This is a genomic window from Flagellimonas sp. L-11 (assembly GCF_056857735.1).
In genome coordinates, this window is record NZ_JBSXNR010000071.1 from 23141 (window position 1) to 44372 (window position 21232).

A 21232-nucleotide genomic window follows, 5' to 3' on the forward strand; every position below is an offset into this window, starting at 1 on the left:
CCACTATAGCCTTACCCGTATGGAACCGTTGGGGAGCACAAGCTCGGCATCCACGGTCAACGGGGCACGGGTCCTTGTGGAATAATAGACCCCGTCCCGGTAATAATGGCCGTCATTGTGGTAAAAACCATGGTCACAGTGATGACACTCGTTAAGGTGCTCCAGTTCACGCTTCCTCAGTTCCCTGTAATATTCCCTTTGATCCTTGGCAAGTTCACGATGGTATTCCTGCTCGTTCTTTCGCATTTCCCTAAGGTACTCGGCCTTTCTTTTGTCCTGTTCCTTTTGCCATTTCCTTTCTTGCTTCTGCATTTTTTTATGGGCTTTCCAATCTTCTTTGCCCCGATGCTGTGCCAAGGCATCTCCAGAAATGAAAAGCAGGGACACTATAAACAATATATACGTTTTCATAAGCTTTCATTTTGGGTTCATATTAGAGGTTTCAAAAGCTGTGCCAAACTCTAGGTTCGTCCAAACGTATTTTTGGGGCGTCCTTCCTTTGCAATCCCTTCTTGGGGCCTTGCTCTGGAAGACCTTAGATCCGTTCGGGCGCCCATCAAATTTTATGGGTCCCCAATAAAAGAACCAAACAGCCCCCTTAAAATTTAGGAAGCAAGTATCAAGGAAATCAAAGGGGAAATTATTACCCCCCTGCCTTTGACCAAAAAAAGAGGTTTTGCCCCAACGGCACCCTTGTGCAAGATTGTCAATGCGATATGATACAAGTTGGAGATGGCCCTACAATGGAAGTACCTGACCAAGGCCAAAAGGTACAGAGCTGGCCATGGGTCTGCTACCATTATCGCAAATGCTGCCGTTCGGCACATTTCTGGATTGTCGGACCACCATTTTAAAAAGGTAGAGGGAGATGTTCGATCTCTCCGGTGTCGATCTTCACGGTGGCCACACAACTGCCATCAGGGGAGCCGGGAGCGTGGAATATCCGGTTGGGGAGAAGCGGATTCTTTTTTTTGCATTGTTGAATGGATTTTCAGGTACTTTCTTTTTGTAATCTATTTTCATTCCTTAAATTTCCCTTAAAAAAAAGTTAAGAATGAGGGTTCTGCTCGTAGAGGACAATATCGCGGACATTATTATTGTCCAAGAAGCATTTGAGGAATTGGGAAGTGGTTATCAATTGGATTTTGTAAAGGAAGGTAGCAGTGTATTGGATAGGGTCAAAGATTCTGTGGGAACTAAGACTTCGAAGCGGTATGAACTGATTTTGCTGGATATTAATATTCCTGCCCCAAATGGCCGTGAAATCCTTAAGCAGCTTAAGGGGGACAGTATCCATGCTTCCATTCCAGTAGTCATATTGACCACGAGTAACGATGAAAGGGATATTGACTTTGCCTACCGGCATCAGGTGAATGCATTTGTGACCAAGCCTTCGGAAATAGACGATTTTTTGGAAACGATCAAGAAAGTCGTTCACTTTTGGAACTATTGCTAACGGTAATGATAATAGGAAATCTTTTGTTGACCTACCCGACTTAAGATTAATGCTCGGTCGAGGTGGAAGCATAGGATGGCTTACAATGCCACTGGTTAAAAACCTTTAACCTTGGCACTGAATTATTTTGGTCGATGAGGGATATGCAAACATGTTCCAGAGCAACAGGTTTGTTGCTCGGGTCAACGGCCATCGGACCATTGGGCCGGAAAAAAACAAGACCCGGTACTGTTCACATTTGTGCTCGGGCACGTTTGTTTATAGTATGTAATGGTCAATTAATAAAAAATCATGGGCTCAGAGAAAAACCTCAGTAATCTATTTTATTTAAATCCCCTGCCAAGTTGGATTTATGATCGCAAAACATTTCAGATTTTGGAGGTCAACCAAGCCGCTATGGATCATTATGGGTACACTCAAAAGGAGTTTATGGGGCTTACCCTAAAGGAACTCCAGCCCAAACAAGAAATTCCCCATCTGCTTGAAGCAAATGAGCGTATTGGCCAATCTGAAGGAAATTTCTATTTCGGGATCTTCACCCACCAAAAAAAATCCGGGGAATTGGTGCGAATGGAAATCAATGGACATATCCTCGACTTTGATGATAAGCCCTGTATTTTGGTGGTTTGTCATGATATTACAGAGAAAGAAAATCAGTTAATAAGGTTGCAGGAGTCCGAAGCCAGGCTCAAAACGGCATCTTCCATAGCCAAATTGGGCTACTGGAGTCTGGATATGGAGGATGGGACACTTTCTTGGTCGGATGAGGTATATGTCATATGGGGCGTGAACAAGGAAACATTCGAACTAACGTACCAGAACTTTTTCAATAGCATACACCCGGACGATCAGGAAGTTTTTGAGGAAGAGCAACGTATTTCATCTTCAGGAGAAAGGCCCCATGATTTTGTCCATCGTATCATTTGTCCGGACAAAAGTGTTCGTTGGGTACATGAATTGGGTAGGTTGATAAAGGATGAGAAGGGTAATCCGATTGTTTTTGAGGGAACGGTACAGGATATTACGGCTATCAAAGAACATGAGCAGCAGCATAAACTACTTGAAAGTGTAGTGACCAATACCAATGATGCAGTTTTGATTACCGAAGCGGAACCTTTTGATGAGCCTGGCCCTAGAATCCTATATGTCAATGAAGCTTTTACCAAGTTGACCGGGTACGGGGCAGAAGAGGTTATTGGGAAAACACCTCGAATCCTGCAAGGCCCCAAAACAGATAGGGAAGAACTTGGGAAGTTGGGCAGATCACTGAGAAATTGGGAATCTTGTGAAGCCACCATGATCAACTACAAAAAGAATGGGGAGGAGTTTTGGATACACCTATCCATTACCCCGGTGGCCAATGAGAAAGGGTGGTATACCCATTGGATAGCCATTGAACGTGATGTCACGACCCAAAAAAACAAAGCGTTGGAGCAAGAACTCATTGCGGAGGTTTCCAGAAGCTTCAATACAACGCCCGATATCCCAGCTACCGTAAATAGGCTATGTAGCTCAATCAAACAATTTGGTGATTTCCTCTTTGTCGAACTATGGGCACTGAACCTTGAAAACAGTCTTTTAAGACAGCTTGGACATCAAACCAAGGACGATTCCGTGGAAGGGTTCTACAACGGGACCCCAACCAGGGATACCCTTAATAAGGGGGAGGGATTGCCCGGTATGGTCTGGGCGGGCGAGAAGCGAATTCTTTGGTCCGGGCGGGAAGTGGATCGGCATTTTGTCCGACAAGCCGCTGCCAAGACCATAGGGTTAAAATCGATATTGGGCCTTCCTTTGATGCATGGCAATACAGTTGTAGGTGTTCTGGTCATCGGGAGTCAACTGGAACGGACGAGTTTAAGGAGGTATGTGGAGATACTTGACCATCTAAAGGCCCAATTGGGTTCTGAGCTTTACCGAAAGCAACTGGAGAGCGATCTGGGCCAAATGCTGGATACCTTGCCGGATATTGTCTGTATTACCGATTTGGAAGGTAGATTTCTCAAAATCAACAAAGCGTTTTGTGAACTTACAGGGTATGAAGAGGAAGAGATACTCAATGTTTCCTACCATAGATTTGTCCACCCTGACGATGTTGCGGCTTCCAACGCCGATTTGGAAAGTCTTACCAAAGGTCATCGTACCTTAGGGTTTGAGAATCGCTACATTACCAAATCAGGTGATGTTTTATGGCTGAGTTGGACCAGCAGGGCTTCGGTAAGGGAACAGATTGTTTATGCAACGGCCAAGAACATTACCGAACAGAAGAAACTCCGTGAGCTCAACCAAATGGCTGGTAAATTGGCCAAAATTGGGGGATGGGAGGTGGACCTGATAAATGGGGAGGTATATTGGTCGGAGATTGTACATCGATTGCATGAAACCGATCCCGAAAGCTTTCGGCCGGATTTGGAAACAGCAATCGATTTTTATCATCCCGAATATAGGGGCATGGTCAAGGATTATGTAGATCGATCTATACGCACCGGTGAGGGATTTGATTTTGAGGCCATATTGATCACGACCAAGCAAAAGGAACGATGGGTAAGGGTCATCGGAAATGTAAATATGGGCAATGGCAGGGCCGTCTTAATGTATGGTAGCTTTCAAGATATCCATGAACGCAAGATTGCGGAGCAGCGTTTGCAGTCCATAACCGATGATTTGCCGGGAGTTGCATTTCAGTACGTCATCCGACCTGACGGCACGGACTCCATGCAGAGTGTAAGCAGGGCATCAAGTCGCATCTGGAAACTCAAGCCATCCGAGTGCGAGGCCGACAATGAACTGGTTTGGGAACAGATCAAAAAGGGAGGTGATTGGGAAGAGGTGAATAATTCGATTGCCCAGTCCATTGAAACCGGTGAAAAGTGGAACTTCAGATGGAGAAATGTACTTCCATCCGGGGAGCTACGTTGGCATGAAGGTTTTGGTACCCCCAATGCCATGGCGGACGGTTCAGTGGTCTTTAACAGTTTGATTTTTGATATCACCGAAGAGAAAAGGGCGACCTTACTCTATGAGGAAACTGCCCAGCTGGCGCGTATGGGCAGTTGGGAAGTAAATCTTTCCGATAAAAAAGTGTTCTTTTCAAAGATTACCAGGGAAATACATGAAATGGACAAGGCGGTTCAGCTCGAATTGGATCAGGCGGTCGATTTCTACCATCAAGATCATCGCGACTTTGTCAAAAATGAGATAGCAAGGGGAATAGCATCCGATAATCCTTGGGAAATCGAGGCGCCCATAATTACCCTTAAAGGGAACGAGCGATGGATAAAGGCGATAGGTCAAGTGGAAAAAGTCGAAGGTGTCCCCATCAGGATATTTGGCAGTATCCAAGATATTCACAAGCGCAAATTGACGGAGCTTCGCCTGCAATCCATTACCAATGACCTGCCGGGGGTTGTCTTCCAATACCACTTGTATCCGGACGGCAGTGATCGATTGCTATCGGTTTCGGAGAGCGCCAATGATATTTGGCATATTTCCCCTGAGCACTGTGAACAGAATATCGACCTTGTATGGGATCAGATAAGGAATGGCGGGGATTTTGATACTGTGGTCAAGGACATCAATGAATCCATTGCAGGAAAATCCAAGTGGCACAGTGTATGGCGCAATATTTTGCCCAATGGGGAGCAACGATGGCACGAAGGATATGGGACCCCGAGTTTTTTGCCCGATGGGACAGTTGTGTTCAATTCCATGGTTTTCGATGTGACCGAAAAGCGAAAGGCCGTCAACCTATACAATGAGGCCTCCAACTTGGCCAAGATCGGCAGTTGGGAATTGGTCCTTGATCAAGGGGGCACCGATGAAATGTTTTGGTCCCCCATGCTTAGGGAGATCCTAGAGGTCGATGAGGATTACAACCCCAGTTTGACCGGTGGTTTTGAGTTCTATGAAGAAAATAGCAAAATGCAAATCCAAGAGGCAGTGTCCAATTTGATCGAGACAGGGGAAGTCTTTGATTTAGAACTGCAGGTCAAGACCGCCCAAAACCATGTAAAATGGGTGCGCTGTATAGGAAAAGCCGAGTTTGTCAATGGCCGGTGCGAGCGTATATTTGGAAGCTATCAGGACATCGATGAAAGAAAGACCGCGGAGATACAGTTGAAGACCATGACCGATAATATGCCTGGCGTTGTATTTCAATATTTACGTTTGGGCGAAGGTATGGACCGTATTTTGTACATAAGTGAGGGAAGTCGCCGGATATGGGGGATGACTCCAGATGAATGTCGCGAACATCCTGAGAAAATATGGTCTCAGATTGCGGCGGGTGGAGACATGGATAAAGTAGTTGAGTCCATCGATGAATCCGCAAAAAACCTTTCCACCTGGAACGCTAGTTGGTGGAACCAATCCCCTCAAGGCGATAGACGCTATTATCAAGGCATTGGTACGCCCCAGGAATTGCCGGATGGAGCCATCCTTTGGAATTCCCTGATTTTGGACATTACCGATCAAAAAATATTTGAACAAAATTATCTTCGCGAACAAGCAGAACGTGTGGAAGTGCTGGAAAGTATTTCTGACGCTTTCTATGCCCTTGATGAACATTGGAATTTTCGATACTTCAACAAACAAGCTGAACTTCTACTGGAAAAGTCGAGTCGGGAAGTGCTCGGAAAGAATATTTGGAAGGTATTTTCACCGGCCAAAAACACCGAATTGGAAACAGTCTTTAAAAGGGTGTCACGGTCCGGTAAACCGGAGAGTTTTGAATACCTATATCCCGGAGATAACTGCTGGTATGAGATCAACGTCTATTCAGGCAACAATGGGATTTCCGCCTACTTTAAAAATATTGATGATCGCCGAAAGGCCAAGAGGGAACTTGAAAAGGCCTACTTGGAGAAAGAAACGATCTTGGAAAGTATCGGAGATGCCTTTTTCTCGGTAGATACGGACTGGGTTGTAAAATATTGGAACAGGGAAGCCGAGAAGGTGCTGGGTAAAAAACGCGAGGAAATCATTGGGAAAAATCTATGGGAAGAATATGATGACGCCATTGATTCGGACTTTTACAGTCAATACCATAAAGCCAAAGATACCGGCAAATCGGTAAGTTTTGAAGAGTATTACCCAGCATTGGACAGTTGGTTTGAGGTATCGGCCTATCCATCGGAGGATGGAATATCCGTTTATTTTAAGGATGTCACACTTCGCAAAAAGGCGGATATTCGATTGAAACGTGCAAATGAACGATTTGAAAAAGTGGCCCAAGCAACCAATGATGCCATTTGGGATTTCGATATCAAGGAAAACACCCTTTTTTGGGGCGACGGTTTTGAAAAACTGTTTGGCTATGAAGTGGAAAAAATCACGCCCAGCTTGAAATCCTGGACGGACCACATCCATCCTGATGACAAGGAGCGGGTTCTGGAAAGCCTTGACGATGCCTTAAAAAGCCAGCGGTCGACTTGGACAGGGGAGTACCGATATCAAAAAAGCAACGGTGATTTTGCCTTTGTGGTCGACCGTGGCATTGTCATCCGAAATGTAAATGGCGATCCTATCCGAATGGTAGGTGCCATAACAGATATTACCGAACGTAAAGAAAACGAGCAGCAACTATTTGAACTAAACCGATCTTTGGAAAATTATACCAAGGAATTGGAACGTTCCAACGAAGAACTTGAACAATTTGCCTTTGTGACTTCGCATGACCTGCAGGAACCCCTGCGCATGGTTTCCAGTTTTATGGATCAGCTAAAACGAAAATATGGCGATCAGTTGGATGAGAAGGCGCATCAATATATTCATTATGCCATTGACGGTGCAAAGCGTATGAAAAGGATCATTTTGGATCTTTTGGAGTATTCGAGGGCCAACTCCCCATCCTCAGAAAAGGAGGCTGTGGATTTGAACCTGCTTATGGAGGATTATGGACATTTACGCCGAAAGACACTTAACGAGACTTCCGCGGTAATTACCTTTGAACAACTGCCAATCGTTATGGCGAACCCATCCAGCCTTACCCAGATTCTATATAACCTTTTGGATAATGCGATCAAGTATGTTGAGGAGGGCCGTCGTCCCGAAATCTCCCTAACGGTCCGAGATCGGACAGAACATTGGGAATTTTGTGTTGACGATAACGGCATAGGGATCAAGCCCCAGTTCTTCAATAAAATATTTTTGATTTTCCAAAGGCTCCACAACGATGAAGCCTACGAGGGAACTGGTATGGGGTTGTCGATCGTGAAAAAACAAGTGGAGCATTTAGGGGGCGAGATTTGGTTGGAGTCGGAACCGGGAAAAGGTTCCACATTCTATTTTACCGTTCCCAAATAGTGCGATGGATCGTTGTTGTCCCGGGTAGAATGAATACCATTTCTGGATTTAGATGCAACTTGTTTTATAAAATATTCGTGCTTTGAGCATATTTTTTATACTGAACGGACTCATTTATGGAAAATAAGCAAATGATGAATTTCAGGATATTCACCGTGAGATGGGTATTTCAGGTATAGGGATGTGTATTCCCGAATAATAGGGCCGCCCCTGATTTGATTGAATTTGCCAGATCGGAATCAGGCCCCTTCCATGTTCACTGGGTGGATAAAAACAAGATGTGCAAGGAGGTGGAAAGTTTGTGGGACATTGGGGTTCTGGAAAAAATGTATTGGCCATAATAAAAAGTCAATTTTTAAAGGTTTGTGCCAACATACGGCGATATGGGCACTTCTTCAAGACTTGACCGACAACGCCCTTGAGTATCGCTATTATGGGGAAGACCCGATTATTAACGTTACACACGCCCCTTGTTCCATACCCAAGGCACCACTGGATAAAGGCCATTGATAAAGGCATAGGAATATCAAATGGTCACGTTGATAAAATCTTCAAAACTTTCAGTAGATTGCAGGGTAATGGGGTATGCTAGATTTGGTATGCCCACAGTTGAAAAATCATTGGGCGTCGGTAGCTTATTGGTGCATTCCATCGATAGGGTGGCTTCGAGCCTTTTATAGAAGATTGCCTTAAAAAAGGAAAAACATGAATGACAGGCTTTGTATTATAGGTATAGGGGCATCTGCAGGCGGGCTGGAGCCATTGGAAGACTTTTTTGAGTTGGTGCCCTCCAGTACAAACCTCTGCTTTGTAGTGATACAGCATCTTGCCCCGGACCATAAAAGTCTCATGGATGAGCTTTTGGCCAGACATACCAACTTGCCGATTGAAATCATCGAAGATGCCATGGTGCCAAAATCCGGTTGCATATATTTGAATCCACCAAGGAAAACAGTGCTTTTGGATAAAGGGGTCTTTGTACTCGTGGAAAAGCCGAACAAAAAACTCAGTTTTCCCATAAGCTCATTTTTTAGCTCCTTGGCGGAATACAGCGAGGGCAAATGTTGTGCCATTGTCCTCTCGGGCACGGGAAGCGATGGGACCAATGGTATAAAGGATGTAAAGGAATACGGGGGACTTATTTTGGCACAGGACCCGGCACAGGCCAAGTTCAATGGTATGCCCAACAGCGCGATTGCAAGCGGAATGGTCGATAAGGTCTGTCGCGTAGAGGAAATGGGTGTTGAAATCACCGCATTCTTCGACAACCTGATCAAAATAGACCCAATGGGGCCGCCCAAAAGTGAGGATGAACCAAATACACAGGCTGTATTACGCTTGCTTTTTGAACGAACAGGCATGGACTTTAGCGCCTATAAGCCATCAACGGTCCATAGGAGAATACACAGGAGAACCAGCCTTTTAGGGTATACCAATATTGAAGAATACCGTGAATTTATGAAAGATACCCCTACCGAGGCCAACAAGCTGGCCCGAGAGCTGCTCATTGGGGTGACCCGTTTTTTCAGGGACGAGGAAGCCTTTATGGCACTTAAGGAAAAGGCAATACCCAGAATAGTGGAGCAAAACAGGGATACGAAGAAAATCCGTGTTTGGGTTCCGGCCTGCTCAACGGGGGAAGAAGCATATTCCATTGCCATCCTTATCAAGGATTATTTGTGGAAGCACAAGTTACGTTATGATGTAAGTATTTTTGCAACCGATCTTAATGGTGAGGCCATTAAATTTGCCGGCAACACAATATTCCCGGAGAGTATAGTCAGTGATGTTCCAACGGAATATTTGGAAACCTATTTTTATTCAATGCCATCCGGATTCACGGTAACCAAGGAAATCCGTGATATGGTAGTGTTCTCCGTACACAATTTGATACAAGACCCCCCCTTCAATAAAATTGATCTTGTCAGCTGCAGAAACTTTTTGATCTATATCAATGACTCATTGCAACAGCAGGTTTTTTCAGTTTTCCAGTATGCCTTAAGGGACCAGGGCATTTTGTTTTTGGGCACTAGTGAATCCTTGGGAAGGGCGCAAGATAATTTTTTGGAGTTGAACAAACGATATAAAATTTACATGAACAAGGAGAGTAAGCGATTTGTTCCCAAACACCCTATTTCCATGAACATTAGAGGGAGCAAAAAAGCCGCTACTTTTGGAGCTTTTACGGAAGAGACTGCCAAGAATGGTTTGTGGGGAACGGGAAAACGAATTAATGAAATACAACAAGCCATCATCCAAGAGTATGCACCGGATACCCTGATCGTGGACGACCAATTCAATTTATTGCACAGTTCGGGAAATGCACATCGTTGGTTAACGGTCCCCGTAGGTGAAATCAGCTCCAATCTGATAAAAATGCTGCCCGAAGAATTAAGGCTTTCTTTGGAGGTTGTAGGGCGTCAAGTGCTGCAGAAAGGCAAACCCATGGAGATTTCTTCGATTCGTGTACCGAAACAAATTCGCCCTTTTGTCGAGGGACAAAAATCGATAGCCATTCGTGTCAGGCAAAAAATGCTTCTCGATGGGGAACCTATTTTGCTAATTGCCTTCGAACAGGATAAACTTGATGATACCGAAGTACACTATGATTCCATTGATTTGGCCACTGCGACCCAGGAAAAAATCAATATTTTGGAGCGAGAATTGCGTGTCAACCAAGAAACCTTGCAAACGACCATCGAGGAACTGGAGTCCAGTAATGAAGAGTTGCAATCCGCCAATGAGGAACTTCAGAGTTCCAATGAAGAGTTGGAATCGGTCAATGAGGAGCTTTATACGGTCAATGCAGAATATCAGGAGAGAAACTTGGAATTGTCAAGTGCCAAAGAGGATCTTGAAAACCTTATTGAGAGTACAAATGTGGCCATGCTTTTCTTGGACCATGAGCTGAACATCAGGAGGTTCACTCCAGCAATCAAAGAGATTTTGGAGCTCTTGCCACATGATATAGGTCGAAATATCACCCATTTCAGGGGCAAAATCAGACTTGAGAACCTTATGGGCCATATAGAAGCTGTACTATTGACCTCAGAGGTGTTCGAGTCGCGCATCGAGGATATCAAAAACAAAAAGTATTTATTGAAGATATCCCCATTTCGAACCAAGTCCAATGAGATTAAAGGGGTAGTATTGATATTCCTGGAGTTGACCAAGGCATTGGGGAAAAGAAAGGCATTGGAATTATCCAAGCTATCCCTTGAATCATTAAGGTCGAGGGATAAAGACACAAATCAGGTGCTCGAACCGATATTGGACAACCTCAGGGATATGGTGTGCATTATCGATAAAGAAGGTACCATTGAATATTGTAACTCGACAGTTACCGAAATTATGGGGCTATCTTTTGATGAAGTCAATCAAATCAATTTTTTTGACAAGATTATAGACAAGAAAACAAGGGACCAGATTCAAAATATTATCGCTCGTTCCACAAATGATAATAAATCGGGCCTATACTCATTTCGAATCAAAAAGAAGGGTTTTGGACCACGTTGGATGGAAGCGACTATTAAGGGAATAACCTGCGGGTCTTCTGGTGCGATGAAGTATTTGATGACCGTTCGAGATGTCCATTTTAAAAAATTGGACGAGATTTCCCTGCAAAAAATGTCACTTATCGCAGAGCAGACCAACAGTGCTGTGATCATTACCGATACAAGGGGCGAAATTACCTACGCCAATAGGGCTTTTGAGAAAATGACGGGCTTTACCGAAAGAGAGGCCCTGGGCAAAACCCCGGGAAGTTTGCTGCAGGGGGAGGACAGTGACCCCAAGACAATCAAGGAGATGTCCGAGGCGATCAAGCTTAAAAAGGGGTTTGATGTCAATCTGATCAATTATGACAAAACCGGCAACAAATATGATGTAAATATAAAGGCCGAACCACTGTACGATAGGGAAAACAATTTTCTGGGTTTCTTTTCCATCCAGAACGACATTACGGGGCAACAGGAGCATCTACGTCAAGTACACAGGCTCAATGAGATTATCCAAAACCAGAATATCAAGCTGAAGGAAATCAACCGTTCCCTTGAAGAGTTTGCCTATATTGCCTCCCATGACCTTAAGGCCCCTGTAAGGAACATCAAGGGGATGCTGGAACTCATAGAGCGCAAGGGCAAAAATTTGCAAGAAGAGCGCCGTCATCGATATTTTGAAATCATCAAGGATTCGTCCAATGAGATCAATCGCCTTATCGATAGTCTGTTGGAGTATTCCAGGTCGGGAACGGTAAAGGAGGATAAGAAGAGAATCGATATTATGGAAACTTTGCAGGGGATCAAGCGTACCTTTGAATTAGAGCTACAAAAAATCGGCGGGGAGCTGCATCTGGAAACTGAAGTTGATCATATTGAGGTGTATCCTACCCTTTTCAATCGATTGATGACCAATTTAATCGGCAACGCCGTTAAGTATCGAGGCGACAAACCCTTGAAGGTCGCCGTTAAAGCAAGGCCAACAGATGAAATGATTATATTTGAAGTATCGGATAACGGGGTAGGCATAGCCGAGAAATATTTTGATGATATTTTTAAAATCTTCAAAGTGGTATCCCCAAACAGTGATAGTAATGGTATCGGCCTATCAGTTTGCAAAAAAATTGCAGAATTGCACAACGGTACAATCCGCTTAATCTCCGAACCGGAAAAGGGAACAACTTTTTTTGTGGAACTGCCCAAGCATTGAAAAAATGGATATGAAACCAGCACACATTCTATTGATTGAGGATAACGAGGGGGATATTGTCCTTACCTTGGACGCCTTCGAGGAAAGCAAGATCAAAACAAAAATAAGCGTGGCAAGAAATGGCGAGGAAGCCATAGACTTCCTCTACAAGCAAGGGCAGTTTGAGGGAGTGGCCCGTCCAGACCTCATTCTCTTGGATATCAATATCCCGATTTATAGTGGGATAGAGGTTTTGAAAAAAATCAAAGCGGACGATACTTTGAAAAAGATTCCAGTTGTGATGCTCACCACATCTTCCCTACAAAGAGATGTGGATACAGCCTATGTCAACCACGCCAACAGTTACGTGACCAAACCCATTGAAATGGAGGATTTCTTAAGGGCTATTTTAAAGATTGAGGAATTTTGGCTTCAATTGACAACACTCTCCAGATAAGGGAATGGGGCCAATCTATAATGGACATATAGGGGAAGGCACGATACTGGTCGTTGAGGATAATGATGGCGATTTTTTCTTGGTGGAAGATTTTTTGTTGGAGAAGCTCAGGGGCGCAGCCATTGTAAGGTGTGGTAATTTTGGGGACACCGTCGATTATTTGAACGGAGAGAACCCTGATATTGCTGTTATATTGTTGGATCTACATCTGCCGGATGCACGCGGCATGGAATTGGTCAAGGACATATTGGGAATGTCCAATAACGTCCCTATTATCATATTATCGGGCTATGCGGATTTAAGGACAGCACAAGAAAGTTTGAAATTGGGCGTTTCCGATTATTTGATCAAGGATGATTTGAACCCTGAAATCCTATACCGGGCCTTGATATATGCCAAGGAGAGGAATAGCTATGTCAGCTTATTGCAGCGCAGTACCAAGATGTATCAGGAACTTTTCGATTTCAGTCCACAGCCCATGTGGGTGTTTGACCCCGTCAGCCTGGCGTTTTTGAACGTCAACAAGTCGGCCATGGCAACTTATGGTTATGATAAGGAAGAGTTTATGGCCATGACCATAAGGGACATAAGGCCAAAGGAACATTACAGGGCGCTCAATGATAGTATAACTGAAAGGAAAGAAAACAGGGATACGCCCTTTGCGGGCATATTCGTCCACACCCTGAAATCGGGAGACTTGATACAGGTGGAAATTTACAGTAATGACATCATGTTTCAAGGTAGTGATGCCCGTTTGGTGCTCGCAAACGATGTTACGGAAAAATATAACCATATCCAGACCATTGAAGCACAGAACGCGCGTTTAAGGGAGATTGCTTGGACCCAATCCCATATCGTACGGGCGCCCCTGTCCCGGATCTTGGGCATCATCAATTTATTGGAAATAGAGGAAGGCTACTCGCAAGATCTCAAATATTTACTCGAACAGCTAAAGAAGTCAGGTAAGGAAATGGATATGGTTATCCAGGATATAGTTGAAAGGACTGCTCAAATAGATGGAAAGCATGGAGAAAAACACTGATTTGATACTATTGATCGATGACGACCCCATATTTAATTGGCTAACCTATAAAATGATCAAAAAGTTGGATGATCGGCGGACTATAAAAACCTTCGCCAATGGCCATGACGCGTTCCTTTTTTTGCAGGAGGGTTACTCCCCGAAGGGCGGGTATACATTATTACTCGATATCAATATGCCTGTCTTGAATGGGTGGGAGTTTGTCGAGGGCCTGAATCGAGCAGGTTTTTTTCGCAACAGCAAGGAAAAAAACATTGGGATAAATATCATTTCCTCCTCTATAGATCCCATGGACAAAGAAAAAGCTGGGCAATGGCCGATCATTATCAAGGGATATTTTACCAAGCCGTTGGAAATTGATGATATGATGCTCATACTGGGACACAAAGGTTAGTAATATCCCATACATTCTATTTTCACGGGATACCTGAATATACCGGCGATTTTCTTTGGGATGGGTTTGTGTGATACTGGCGAAACGAGGGAGGTAAATACCATCTTGGCCAGAGAAAATCCAGCATCTTGACATACCAATGGTTATTTGAAAAACAACCCTCCAATAAGGAGGTGTCCAAACGCAGGGCAGAGGTCTTCTTTCGGTTAAAACAGGGGGGTGTGGTCTTTGCCGATGGGAGGGACCGAAAAGTACGGTTTCCAAGGCCAGTAATTGCCAAACCCCTTGAAATCAAGGAGGGGATTTGGAGCGGCATTATTTAAAGGTCCATCGGGAAGTCAGGTCATATTTGATCAACAAAGGGAAAAGTAGTGCTTGACCTGTCAGTTGCTCTTGATATGGTCAAGAATGAAATCCGCTCTTTTCTCCACAGCTGCCTTGGGAAGCTCGATCAGGTCATATTGGTATCCGTGATAGGCCTGTACCATTTTGTCACAGGTGAACACCACTTGGTTCCAATCCCGTTTTCGTTGTGCATCGGTTTGGTAGATATCCTGCCATGGGGGCAAAATGAAAACCTTGCCGTTGTACCTGTTGGTTTCCGATAATGTCTTTATTTCCAGGTCAATGGACGTGTCTTTTAGGGCGGCGTAGCAAAGGGCATCCAAAAGGCCCGGTCGAAGAATACAAGATCGGTTCCATTGAAATGGTGGGTCGCTTTTTCAAAACCTGCAACGGAAGGTCGGAAAATTATTCAATTCGATTGTAATGGGTCGGTATGGTAGTACTGGCTTTTTCCCTCAAAAACAGTCGACAATATTATCGACTTATTGGGAATTGTACAGGCAGAGGCAAGATATGTCAATATTGCTGGGACGGATTTTATTTATCCAGTGTGTTTTGACTATTTTTCCGTCTTTCATGACTAGCTTAAGATTGTTTTACTGGTCTTCCAGATTAATTTTATGCTTTCCAATGGCGCTGTAAAAGGCCACGTAAACCAGATTTAGAGCATAAAAAGACAAATGTATGGTAGAGCTTGCTTTAACCTATTGCGTAAAAAGGTGATTTTATCCCAAAGCGGTTAATGCTTCCCCGAATATGACAAAGGACCTGGTTATCGGCCCCATCCAACTTGATGGCCAAAAAAAAAGACCGTTTGCACAAACGGTCTTTTATGGTCCGGTAAAAAAAAACCTCTCAAAAAGAGAGGTAATAGCATTATTGTTAATCGATTACTTCAACTTTGACTGCATTGAGTCCTTTCTGACCCTGCTCTGTTTCATAACGCACTTCATCATTTTCCCTTACATCATCGATCAATCCCGATGAGTGCACAAAAATATCCTCATTGGAATTGGTGGGGGTGATAAACCCATATCCCTTATCGTTGTTGAAAAACTTTACTGTTCCTTCTTGCATAATTCTATTTGTTAAATGTTTTGTTCAATAATTAATCGATTCGCCTTACGTTGACCGCATTGAGTCCTTTCTGGCCTTGCTGGGTCTCAAATGAGACCCCATCGTTTTCCATAATCTCATGGATGAGTCCACTGTTGTGGACAAAGATGTCAGCTTTTGAATTTGCTGGGGTAATAAAACCATACCCTTTTTCGGTGTTGAAAAACTTTACTGTTCCTTCTTGCATAATTGTATTTGTTAAACGTTTTGTTATTTAATTGACGAACGTGTAGGCCACTCCGGTGGCAGATGCACGGCCGGTCCTACCTATCCTATGGATATAGCTATCCATTGTTTGGGGCAACTGATAGTTGATCACATGGGTGACCCCCTTGATATCAATTCCCCTGGCAGCAACATCCGTTGCCACCAATATTTTTGTGCTTCCCGACTTGAACAGCTCTATTGCCCTTGAGCGATAGTTCTGTGACTTGTTCCCATGAATGACATCCGATCTGATCCCGGAATTCTTCAATTGCTTGCTTAATTTATCCACCCCTCTTTTCGTTTCTGCGAACAACAGTACTTTTTCAAAGGAAGATTCGTTTACCAGCTTGAACAATACATCAAATTTGTTTTCACTGTTCTTCACACGGATGATATGTTGATCGACGTTATCGCTCGATCTGGTTCCGCTTGACACATTTACACGTGTTGCCACCCCAGTGATCTGCTGGATCAGTTTTTCCTGGTTTGGGTCCAAGGTCGCCGAGAACAACATGGTCTGATTTCGGTTTCGCATGCCTGAAACAAGCTTCTGTATATCCTTAATGAACCCCATGTCCAGCATTCTGTCAAACTCATCCAAAACCAAGGTCGATCTCGTATCAATTCTCAATGCCCCTCGGTCAATCAAATCGTTCAGCCTCCCCGGAGTACCCACAATAAGATTCAATTTCCCCCTTGCCGAGGATATGTCCCTGCCCACATTTGTTCCTCCGATAAAGCACGCAGAGGTGAGCCGGGTGCCTTTGGTCAATGACCTGAATTCGGATTGTACCTGTTGTGCCAATTCCCGGGTGGGCACTACCACTAGACCGGAAACATGGTTTACGGTTAGCATCTGCTGTACCATGGGGATAAGGAATGCTCCGGTTTTACCTGTACCTGTGGCCGCAATGCCCACTAGGTTTTTTCCTTTCAGCAGGTGGTCGAAACACCTGTCCTGAATTTCAGAGGGCGATCGATAGCCCTTATGGGCAATGTTTTTACGAAGTTCCCCATGTAAATGGAATTGTTCAAAATTTCTATCTGAAACATAGGGTTCGGTATTTGTCGATGTTGATTTTTTGACCAGTAGCTCAGGATTTAATCTGGACACGGGCCGTTTGCCGGACGTACCTGTCCGGTGCTTTTTATGATAATGCATAGTATTTTAGTTTTGATGTGTTGGAATTGTCTGCAATTCCATTTGCCCCAGATCGCGGAGCATTTTAAAGTGTTTGAAAATCGCCGATGCGAAAGATCCGTTGGAGTGATAGGGCAAGCCAAATTCCTCCGCCGTACGTTTTACTATCGGTGCTATGTTACGGTAATGTATGTGCGATATATTTGGGAAAAGATGATGTTCTATCTGATGGGTCAGGCCTCCTACCATCCACGATAAACATGCACTCTTCGGCGCAAAGTTACATGTGGTCTCCAGTTGATGCGCCAAACGTTCGGACTCCAAATTCCCATGGGTGTCCGGTAAGGGGAATGAGGCATTGGGGGTAATGTGGGCCGTTTGGAAGACCAAGGTGATGCTCAATCCGGTCACAAAGTGCATGGCCAAAAAGGCAAGGATCACCAGCCATGGTGAAATAGCGGTCAACAGGATCGGCAAGACCAGCGCATAGGAAAAATATAATATCTTCCAGGCGACCATCTTAAAGTTTCCTTCGATGTAGGTCCTTCTATTTTTCACTAGGCCCATTTTGTAATACCTGGCGTAGCGGACAAAATCTTTGGACGTAACCCATGAAACCGTGGACAGACCATAAAAGAACCAAGCATAGTAATGCTGGTATTTATGGAGCTTGTTCTTTTTGGCGTGTGGTGAGAACCTCAAGAAAAAGGGCGCGTTTATATCATCGTCATGGTCTTCTATATTGGTATAGCTATGGTGCAAGACATTGTGTTGCAGCCTCCATACCTTGTCATTGGCACCGATCAGATTGATCGTGTACCCCATGAGTTTGTTGACCATTTTGTTCCTTGAAAAAGAACCATGAATGGCGTCGTGCATTACGCCCATACCAATACCTGCCATACCAAATCCACTCAAAATGTACAATCCAAACAACAATGGGACACTTGTAAGGGTTGAAAAAATGATGATGGCCAAGGGACCGAAAAACAACAGTAACATACATATGCTCTTAAAAAGCATTTGACGGTTGCCGTGCCGGGTTTTCTTTGTGGTTTTGAAATATTCCGAAACACGTTTTTTCAATGTTCTGGAAAAATCGGAGCCTACCGATGATTGAAAGGATGGATTTTTAATACAATGTAGATTTTGTTAAACAATGACTTACTTCAAAATGGGTAAAAAACGTGAAGTAAGACCGTATTAGAATTGCTTAACGAAGGACTGCCATCGGCAGCTGATATTACTATTTTGAGAGCTCTAAAGCATAGAGCAGCAGCAAATGTAATTTAAATATCTTGATTTACAATGGATAAGCAAGGAATAATTCATGAAAAGGGAATCAAGGGCATGATAAGTACACTATACCAATAGGGATGAAAGTTACAAATAATGGGGTGCTCACCCAACTTCTATTTTTTATCTTTATGTTTTTGGTCTTCCAAACAATGGCATAACGCTCGGTAACATATTTTGGGCTGTTAGTAGGGGTCGTTGATAACATAGTCCCATTTGGCCCCTTTTCTATTGAGCAGATCGGTTAATTTGGCAACGGCCTGTGCCCCACCATTTCCCGAGACCACTTCTTGGACGGCAAGGATATCCAAATCCCTAACGATCTCAGCGATTTGATTTAGTTCGTCGGTGTTTTTTGTCCGCCCAAAATCCTTGATGTTCCAGGATATTAGTTGAATTTCTTCAGTTTGAGCGAAAAGGACACATTGGAAGCATATCAATACAAGGAAAGATATCTTTTTTAACATGGGGCTGATTGGATTTTGGATTTGGAAAATAGGAATAAATGGACAAAGGGCTATTACGGAAAAACGTAAGTTAGTATCTGGTATTCCATGTAATTTCGGACTACCTAAAGATTAAAAAAATAAAACCAAAGTCCCATGAAGAAATTTAAATTACCACTTGCTTGTGCATATACCACCAAATAGGTTGATTATGCCCTAGCCTTGCCTTTTTATGCAAAGCATTGTTTCCGCAGGTCAAGGGCTTGCATACATATCCGCCGAAGGAGGAGCGGCTACCGCTGTCGGCCACAGTATTGTTACTTTTTTCTTCTATAAAGCCTTATTCCAATTATTAGTCCTAGTCCGATTAGGATAAATGGCCAAATATTGGTCAGCACGACAAAAAACCAAATCAAGTTGTCCCACCCGTTTCTAAAACCATTTTTGAACTTCTGTCCGAACTCAGTCCAGTTTGGGATACTTTCATAGAAAGTCATTGTTAAAGTCGAAAATGAAACCCTGTCCTGTAAGTATTTTAAACGACCCTCAACTGATTCGATTTCAGATCTAAGTTGTCCAATGTGTTTTTCAATCTCCAAAATTTCGGTCACATTCTTAGCTTGTTTTAAAAGGTCTAAAAATCTATTTTCGAGTTCTTTTTTAGTTTTCAATCTCGCTTGAATGTCGAGAAACTCTTCTGTCACGTCTTTTACATTAATTTCTTTACTCTCAAACTTTTCAACTCCTTGAGTGGCGTCTTTCAGCAAGTTGTCGAAATTGTCGGCTGGAATACGGATTACAACTGTGTTACTTTTTCGTCCCGGTGATTTAAATTCCTGATCTGAAGAAACGTAACCGTTATATTTCTCTACTGCTTCAAAAATGTTTTTTCTTGTAGAGCTTACGTTGTTTGTTTCAAACTCTACGTGTCCTTCTTTGATCAATTTCCGTTCTACCGTTTCATTGGTTTTTTGTTCAGTTGTCGGTGCGACCATTTCCTCGTCGGCCATTTTCATTTTTGCATTGTCAGTGTTTTGCGCACAACCGAAAAATGTCAAAAGAATTATTAGTCCTAAATATTTGGTCTTATGTTTCATAGTCGTTGTTTTATATTGTGGTCAACGTTCCTTGGCTTTGGTTTGCTGCGTTGGCTAATGATTAAAGTTAATAAATAAACAAACCGCTCACGCCTGCGTAGTTTTTCGAAGGAAAAACTGCCAGGCAGTAAATTAGGGACTTGCACACCTGCTAGCCAAAGTAGGAATGGCTGCCAACGTTACTTGTTGGCCTTCCTCATTCCAACCCTTCTAGCAAATATCTTTCAAATAACTTTGGTTTGTCTATCCAAGCATTGTGACCTGCTTCCGGTATAATATTCAGTTGAACTTTTGGATATTGTTTTAGCAGCGTTTTAAATGTTTTGCCATCAAAATCAAAGAAATCGTACGCTCCGTTGACAACGGTTGTTTTGGCCTTGTCGTTCATAACTTTTCTATAGTCATAATCCCAGTTTACCGTCTGCGTCATAACGGAAGCGTCTTTCTTATAATAGGCTCTGCCACCTTTTACCAGATTGTATTTCTTTAAGTCAAAGATATTGACAGCAGCAAATCTTAATCTCCAATGCTCGGTCAGGTCTTTGTGGGACAACCTTGATTTTCCAATGTCCTGAACGGATTTTAGACTATCCAACCCTTTCTCCTTATAGGGCTGGGCGAGTTCCTCAACTTCCCTTCTATTCAATAGAAAATTTACTTGGCTTTTGTGCCGTTCGGAAAAAACACTTTGGATACTATCGGATTTTGGAATAAGTGCTCCCGCAAGAACTAAATTTGTCACTAAATCAGGATGTTGTTTTGTAAACTCCATTCCGACCAAAGTCCCCATGGAGTGGCAAAAAAGTTTGACCTTTTTCAATTCCAATGCCTTGGTCAATTCGTATAAGTCATCCACATTTTTTTGAAAGCTAAGATTTTCCTTATCAGTAGGTGACAATAAAGAGCCCCTTTGGTCATACAGAACAAAATGGAACCTGCTTTCCAAACCCTTTATAGCGTCCATCATATAATCATGATTTGCGCCAAACCCGCCGTGGATGACAATTACAGTGTCCTTTTCTGCTCCAATTTCTTTTACATAAATTTCAACATCTTCCCTTTGTAGGTACCACTCTGAATAATTCGTGTCCTGTGCCAACAAAGATGCCGCCTGTAATGAAATAAGGATAAAAAGTATAAACGCTTTCATTTTTATAATTTTTACCCTAAGGACGATTGTTTTACAATGATGTCACATTGAATTCTAATTTACACCTGTATAAATACTGAACTTTGTTGGGCAAGT

At 43.3% G+C, this 21232-nt stretch carries 17 protein-coding genes; 8 read left to right on the top strand and 9 right to left on the bottom strand.

Translation table 11 applies throughout. The features are described from left to right. Positions 1–3 precede the first annotated feature (3 nt). The gene (locus AC13CC_RS13490; protein WP_326279047.1) at positions 4–411 is read right to left on the bottom strand and encodes a hypothetical protein; all 408 of its coding nucleotides are present in this window, start codon (positions 409–411) and stop codon (positions 4–6) included. Between the two features lie 457 nt (positions 412–868). Here AC13CC_RS13490 and AC13CC_RS13495 point away from each other — a divergent pair, with 457 nt between their 5' ends. The 8 genes from AC13CC_RS13495 (at position 869) to AC13CC_RS13530 (ending at position 14661) form a co-directional block, all read left to right on the top strand. Then, entirely contained in the window at positions 869–1012 is a 144-nt protein-coding gene (locus tag AC13CC_RS13495) for a hypothetical protein (RefSeq protein ID WP_326279048.1), read from the top strand. A gap of 42 nt (positions 1013–1054) precedes the next feature. After that, on the top strand, positions 1055–1456 hold the full coding sequence (locus AC13CC_RS13500) for a response regulator (protein ID WP_326279049.1): 402 nt from the start codon (positions 1055–1057) through the stop codon (positions 1454–1456). A gap of 291 nt (positions 1457–1747) precedes the next feature. Further along, positions 1748–7759: a PAS domain S-box protein gene (locus tag AC13CC_RS13505; protein ID WP_482877976.1), complete on the top strand. Its 6012-nt coding sequence runs from the start codon at positions 1748–1750 to the stop codon at positions 7757–7759. A 705-nt stretch (positions 7760–8464) separates the two neighbouring features. Next, positions 8465–12466 carry a CheR family methyltransferase gene (locus AC13CC_RS13510; RefSeq protein WP_482877977.1) on the top strand — a complete coding sequence of 1334 codons (4002 nt, stop codon included), beginning with the start codon at positions 8465–8467 and terminating at the stop codon, positions 12464–12466. A gap of 10 nt (positions 12467–12476) precedes the next feature. After that, positions 12477–12902, top strand: coding sequence for a response regulator (locus AC13CC_RS13515; RefSeq protein WP_326279054.1), 426 nt, complete (start codon positions 12477–12479; stop codon positions 12900–12902). A gap of 4 nt (positions 12903–12906) precedes the next feature. Continuing rightward, the gene (locus AC13CC_RS13520; protein ID WP_482877978.1) at positions 12907–13944 is read left to right on the top strand and encodes a response regulator; all 1038 of its coding nucleotides are present in this window, start codon (positions 12907–12909) and stop codon (positions 13942–13944) included. After that, positions 13928–14338: a response regulator gene (locus AC13CC_RS13525; protein WP_326279056.1), complete on the top strand. Its 411-nt coding sequence runs from the start codon at positions 13928–13930 to the stop codon at positions 14336–14338. The genes AC13CC_RS13520 and AC13CC_RS13525 overlap by 17 nt, the downstream gene beginning before the upstream one ends. Before the next feature lie 128 nt (positions 14339–14466). Then, the gene (locus AC13CC_RS13530; RefSeq protein ID WP_326279057.1) at positions 14467–14661 is read left to right on the top strand and encodes a hypothetical protein; all 195 of its coding nucleotides are present in this window, start codon (positions 14467–14469) and stop codon (positions 14659–14661) included. Between the two features lie 60 nt (positions 14662–14721). Here the strand turns inward: AC13CC_RS13530 and AC13CC_RS13535 are convergent, their stop codons facing one another. The 8 genes from AC13CC_RS13535 to AC13CC_RS13570 all read right to left on the bottom strand — a co-directional run bounded on the left by AC13CC_RS13535 (position 14722) and on the right by AC13CC_RS13570 (position 21136). Continuing rightward, on the bottom strand, positions 14722–15006 hold the full coding sequence (locus AC13CC_RS13535; protein ID WP_326279058.1) for an AAA family ATPase: 285 nt from the start codon (positions 15004–15006) through the stop codon (positions 14722–14724). A gap of 559 nt (positions 15007–15565) precedes the next feature. After that, positions 15566–15760 (bottom strand): cold-shock protein, encoded by a 195-nt coding sequence (locus AC13CC_RS13540; RefSeq protein ID WP_482877979.1) that lies wholly within the window; start codon positions 15758–15760, stop codon positions 15566–15568. A gap of 31 nt (positions 15761–15791) precedes the next feature. Further along, a complete protein-coding gene (locus AC13CC_RS13545; RefSeq protein ID WP_482877980.1) occupies positions 15792–15986 on the bottom strand; it encodes a cold-shock protein in 195 nt (64 codons plus the stop codon). 27 nt (positions 15987–16013) lie between these two features. Next, a complete protein-coding gene (locus AC13CC_RS13550; protein ID WP_482877981.1) occupies positions 16014–17168 on the bottom strand; it encodes a DEAD/DEAH box helicase in 1155 nt (384 codons plus the stop codon). A 6-nt stretch (positions 17169–17174) separates the two neighbouring features. After that, positions 17175–18149 (bottom strand): fatty acid desaturase family protein, encoded by a 975-nt coding sequence (locus AC13CC_RS13555; protein WP_482877982.1) that lies wholly within the window; start codon positions 18147–18149, stop codon positions 17175–17177. A 479-nt stretch (positions 18150–18628) separates the two neighbouring features. Further along, positions 18629–18910 (bottom strand): hypothetical protein, encoded by a 282-nt coding sequence (locus AC13CC_RS13560; RefSeq protein WP_482877983.1) that lies wholly within the window; start codon positions 18908–18910, stop codon positions 18629–18631. A gap of 296 nt (positions 18911–19206) precedes the next feature. Continuing rightward, positions 19207–19986 carry a DUF4349 domain-containing protein gene (locus tag AC13CC_RS13565; protein ID WP_326279060.1) on the bottom strand — a complete coding sequence of 260 codons (780 nt, stop codon included), beginning with the start codon at positions 19984–19986 and terminating at the stop codon, positions 19207–19209. A 196-nt stretch (positions 19987–20182) separates the two neighbouring features. After that, entirely contained in the window at positions 20183–21136 is a 954-nt protein-coding gene (locus tag AC13CC_RS13570) for an alpha/beta fold hydrolase (RefSeq protein WP_326279061.1), read from the bottom strand. Positions 21137–21232: the final 96 nt, after the last annotated feature.

Bases quoted from the DNA above. Each gene is read 5' to 3' on its own strand.
- AC13CC_RS13520 (WP_482877978.1), top strand. From the start codon at position 12,907: ATGGGGCCAATCTATAATGGACATATAGGGGAAGGCACGATACTGGTC.
- AC13CC_RS13500 (WP_326279049.1), top strand. From the start codon at position 1,055: ATGAGGGTTCTGCTCGTAGAGGACAATATCGCGGACATTATTATTGTC.
- AC13CC_RS13515 (WP_326279054.1), top strand. From the start codon at position 12,477: ATGAAACCAGCACACATTCTATTGATTGAGGATAACGAGGGGGATATT.
- AC13CC_RS13545 (WP_482877980.1), bottom strand. From the start codon at position 15,986: ATGCAAGAAGGAACAGTAAAGTTTTTCAACACCGAAAAAGGGTATGGT.
- AC13CC_RS13550 (WP_482877981.1), bottom strand. From the start codon at position 17,168: ATGCATTATCATAAAAAGCACCGGACAGGTACGTCCGGCAAACGGCCC.
- AC13CC_RS13510 (WP_482877977.1), top strand. From the start codon at position 8,465: ATGAATGACAGGCTTTGTATTATAGGTATAGGGGCATCTGCAGGCGGG.
- AC13CC_RS13505 (WP_482877976.1), top strand. From the start codon at position 1,748: ATGGGCTCAGAGAAAAACCTCAGTAATCTATTTTATTTAAATCCCCTG.
- AC13CC_RS13565 (WP_326279060.1), bottom strand. From the start codon at position 19,986: ATGAAACATAAGACCAAATATTTAGGACTAATAATTCTTTTGACATTT.
- AC13CC_RS13525 (WP_326279056.1), top strand. From the start codon at position 13,928: ATGGAGAAAAACACTGATTTGATACTATTGATCGATGACGACCCCATA.
- AC13CC_RS13540 (WP_482877979.1), bottom strand. From the start codon at position 15,760: ATGCAAGAAGGAACAGTAAAGTTTTTCAACAACGATAAGGGATATGGG.
- AC13CC_RS13560 (WP_482877983.1), bottom strand. From the start codon at position 18,910: ATGTTAAAAAAGATATCTTTCCTTGTATTGATATGCTTCCAATGTGTC.
- AC13CC_RS13495 (WP_326279048.1), top strand. From the start codon at position 869: ATGTTCGATCTCTCCGGTGTCGATCTTCACGGTGGCCACACAACTGCC.
- AC13CC_RS13490 (WP_326279047.1), bottom strand. From the start codon at position 411: ATGAAAACGTATATATTGTTTATAGTGTCCCTGCTTTTCATTTCTGGA.
- AC13CC_RS13555 (WP_482877982.1), bottom strand. From the start codon at position 18,149: ATGTTACTGTTGTTTTTCGGTCCCTTGGCCATCATCATTTTTTCAACC.
- AC13CC_RS13570 (WP_326279061.1), bottom strand. From the start codon at position 21,136: ATGAAAGCGTTTATACTTTTTATCCTTATTTCATTACAGGCGGCATCT.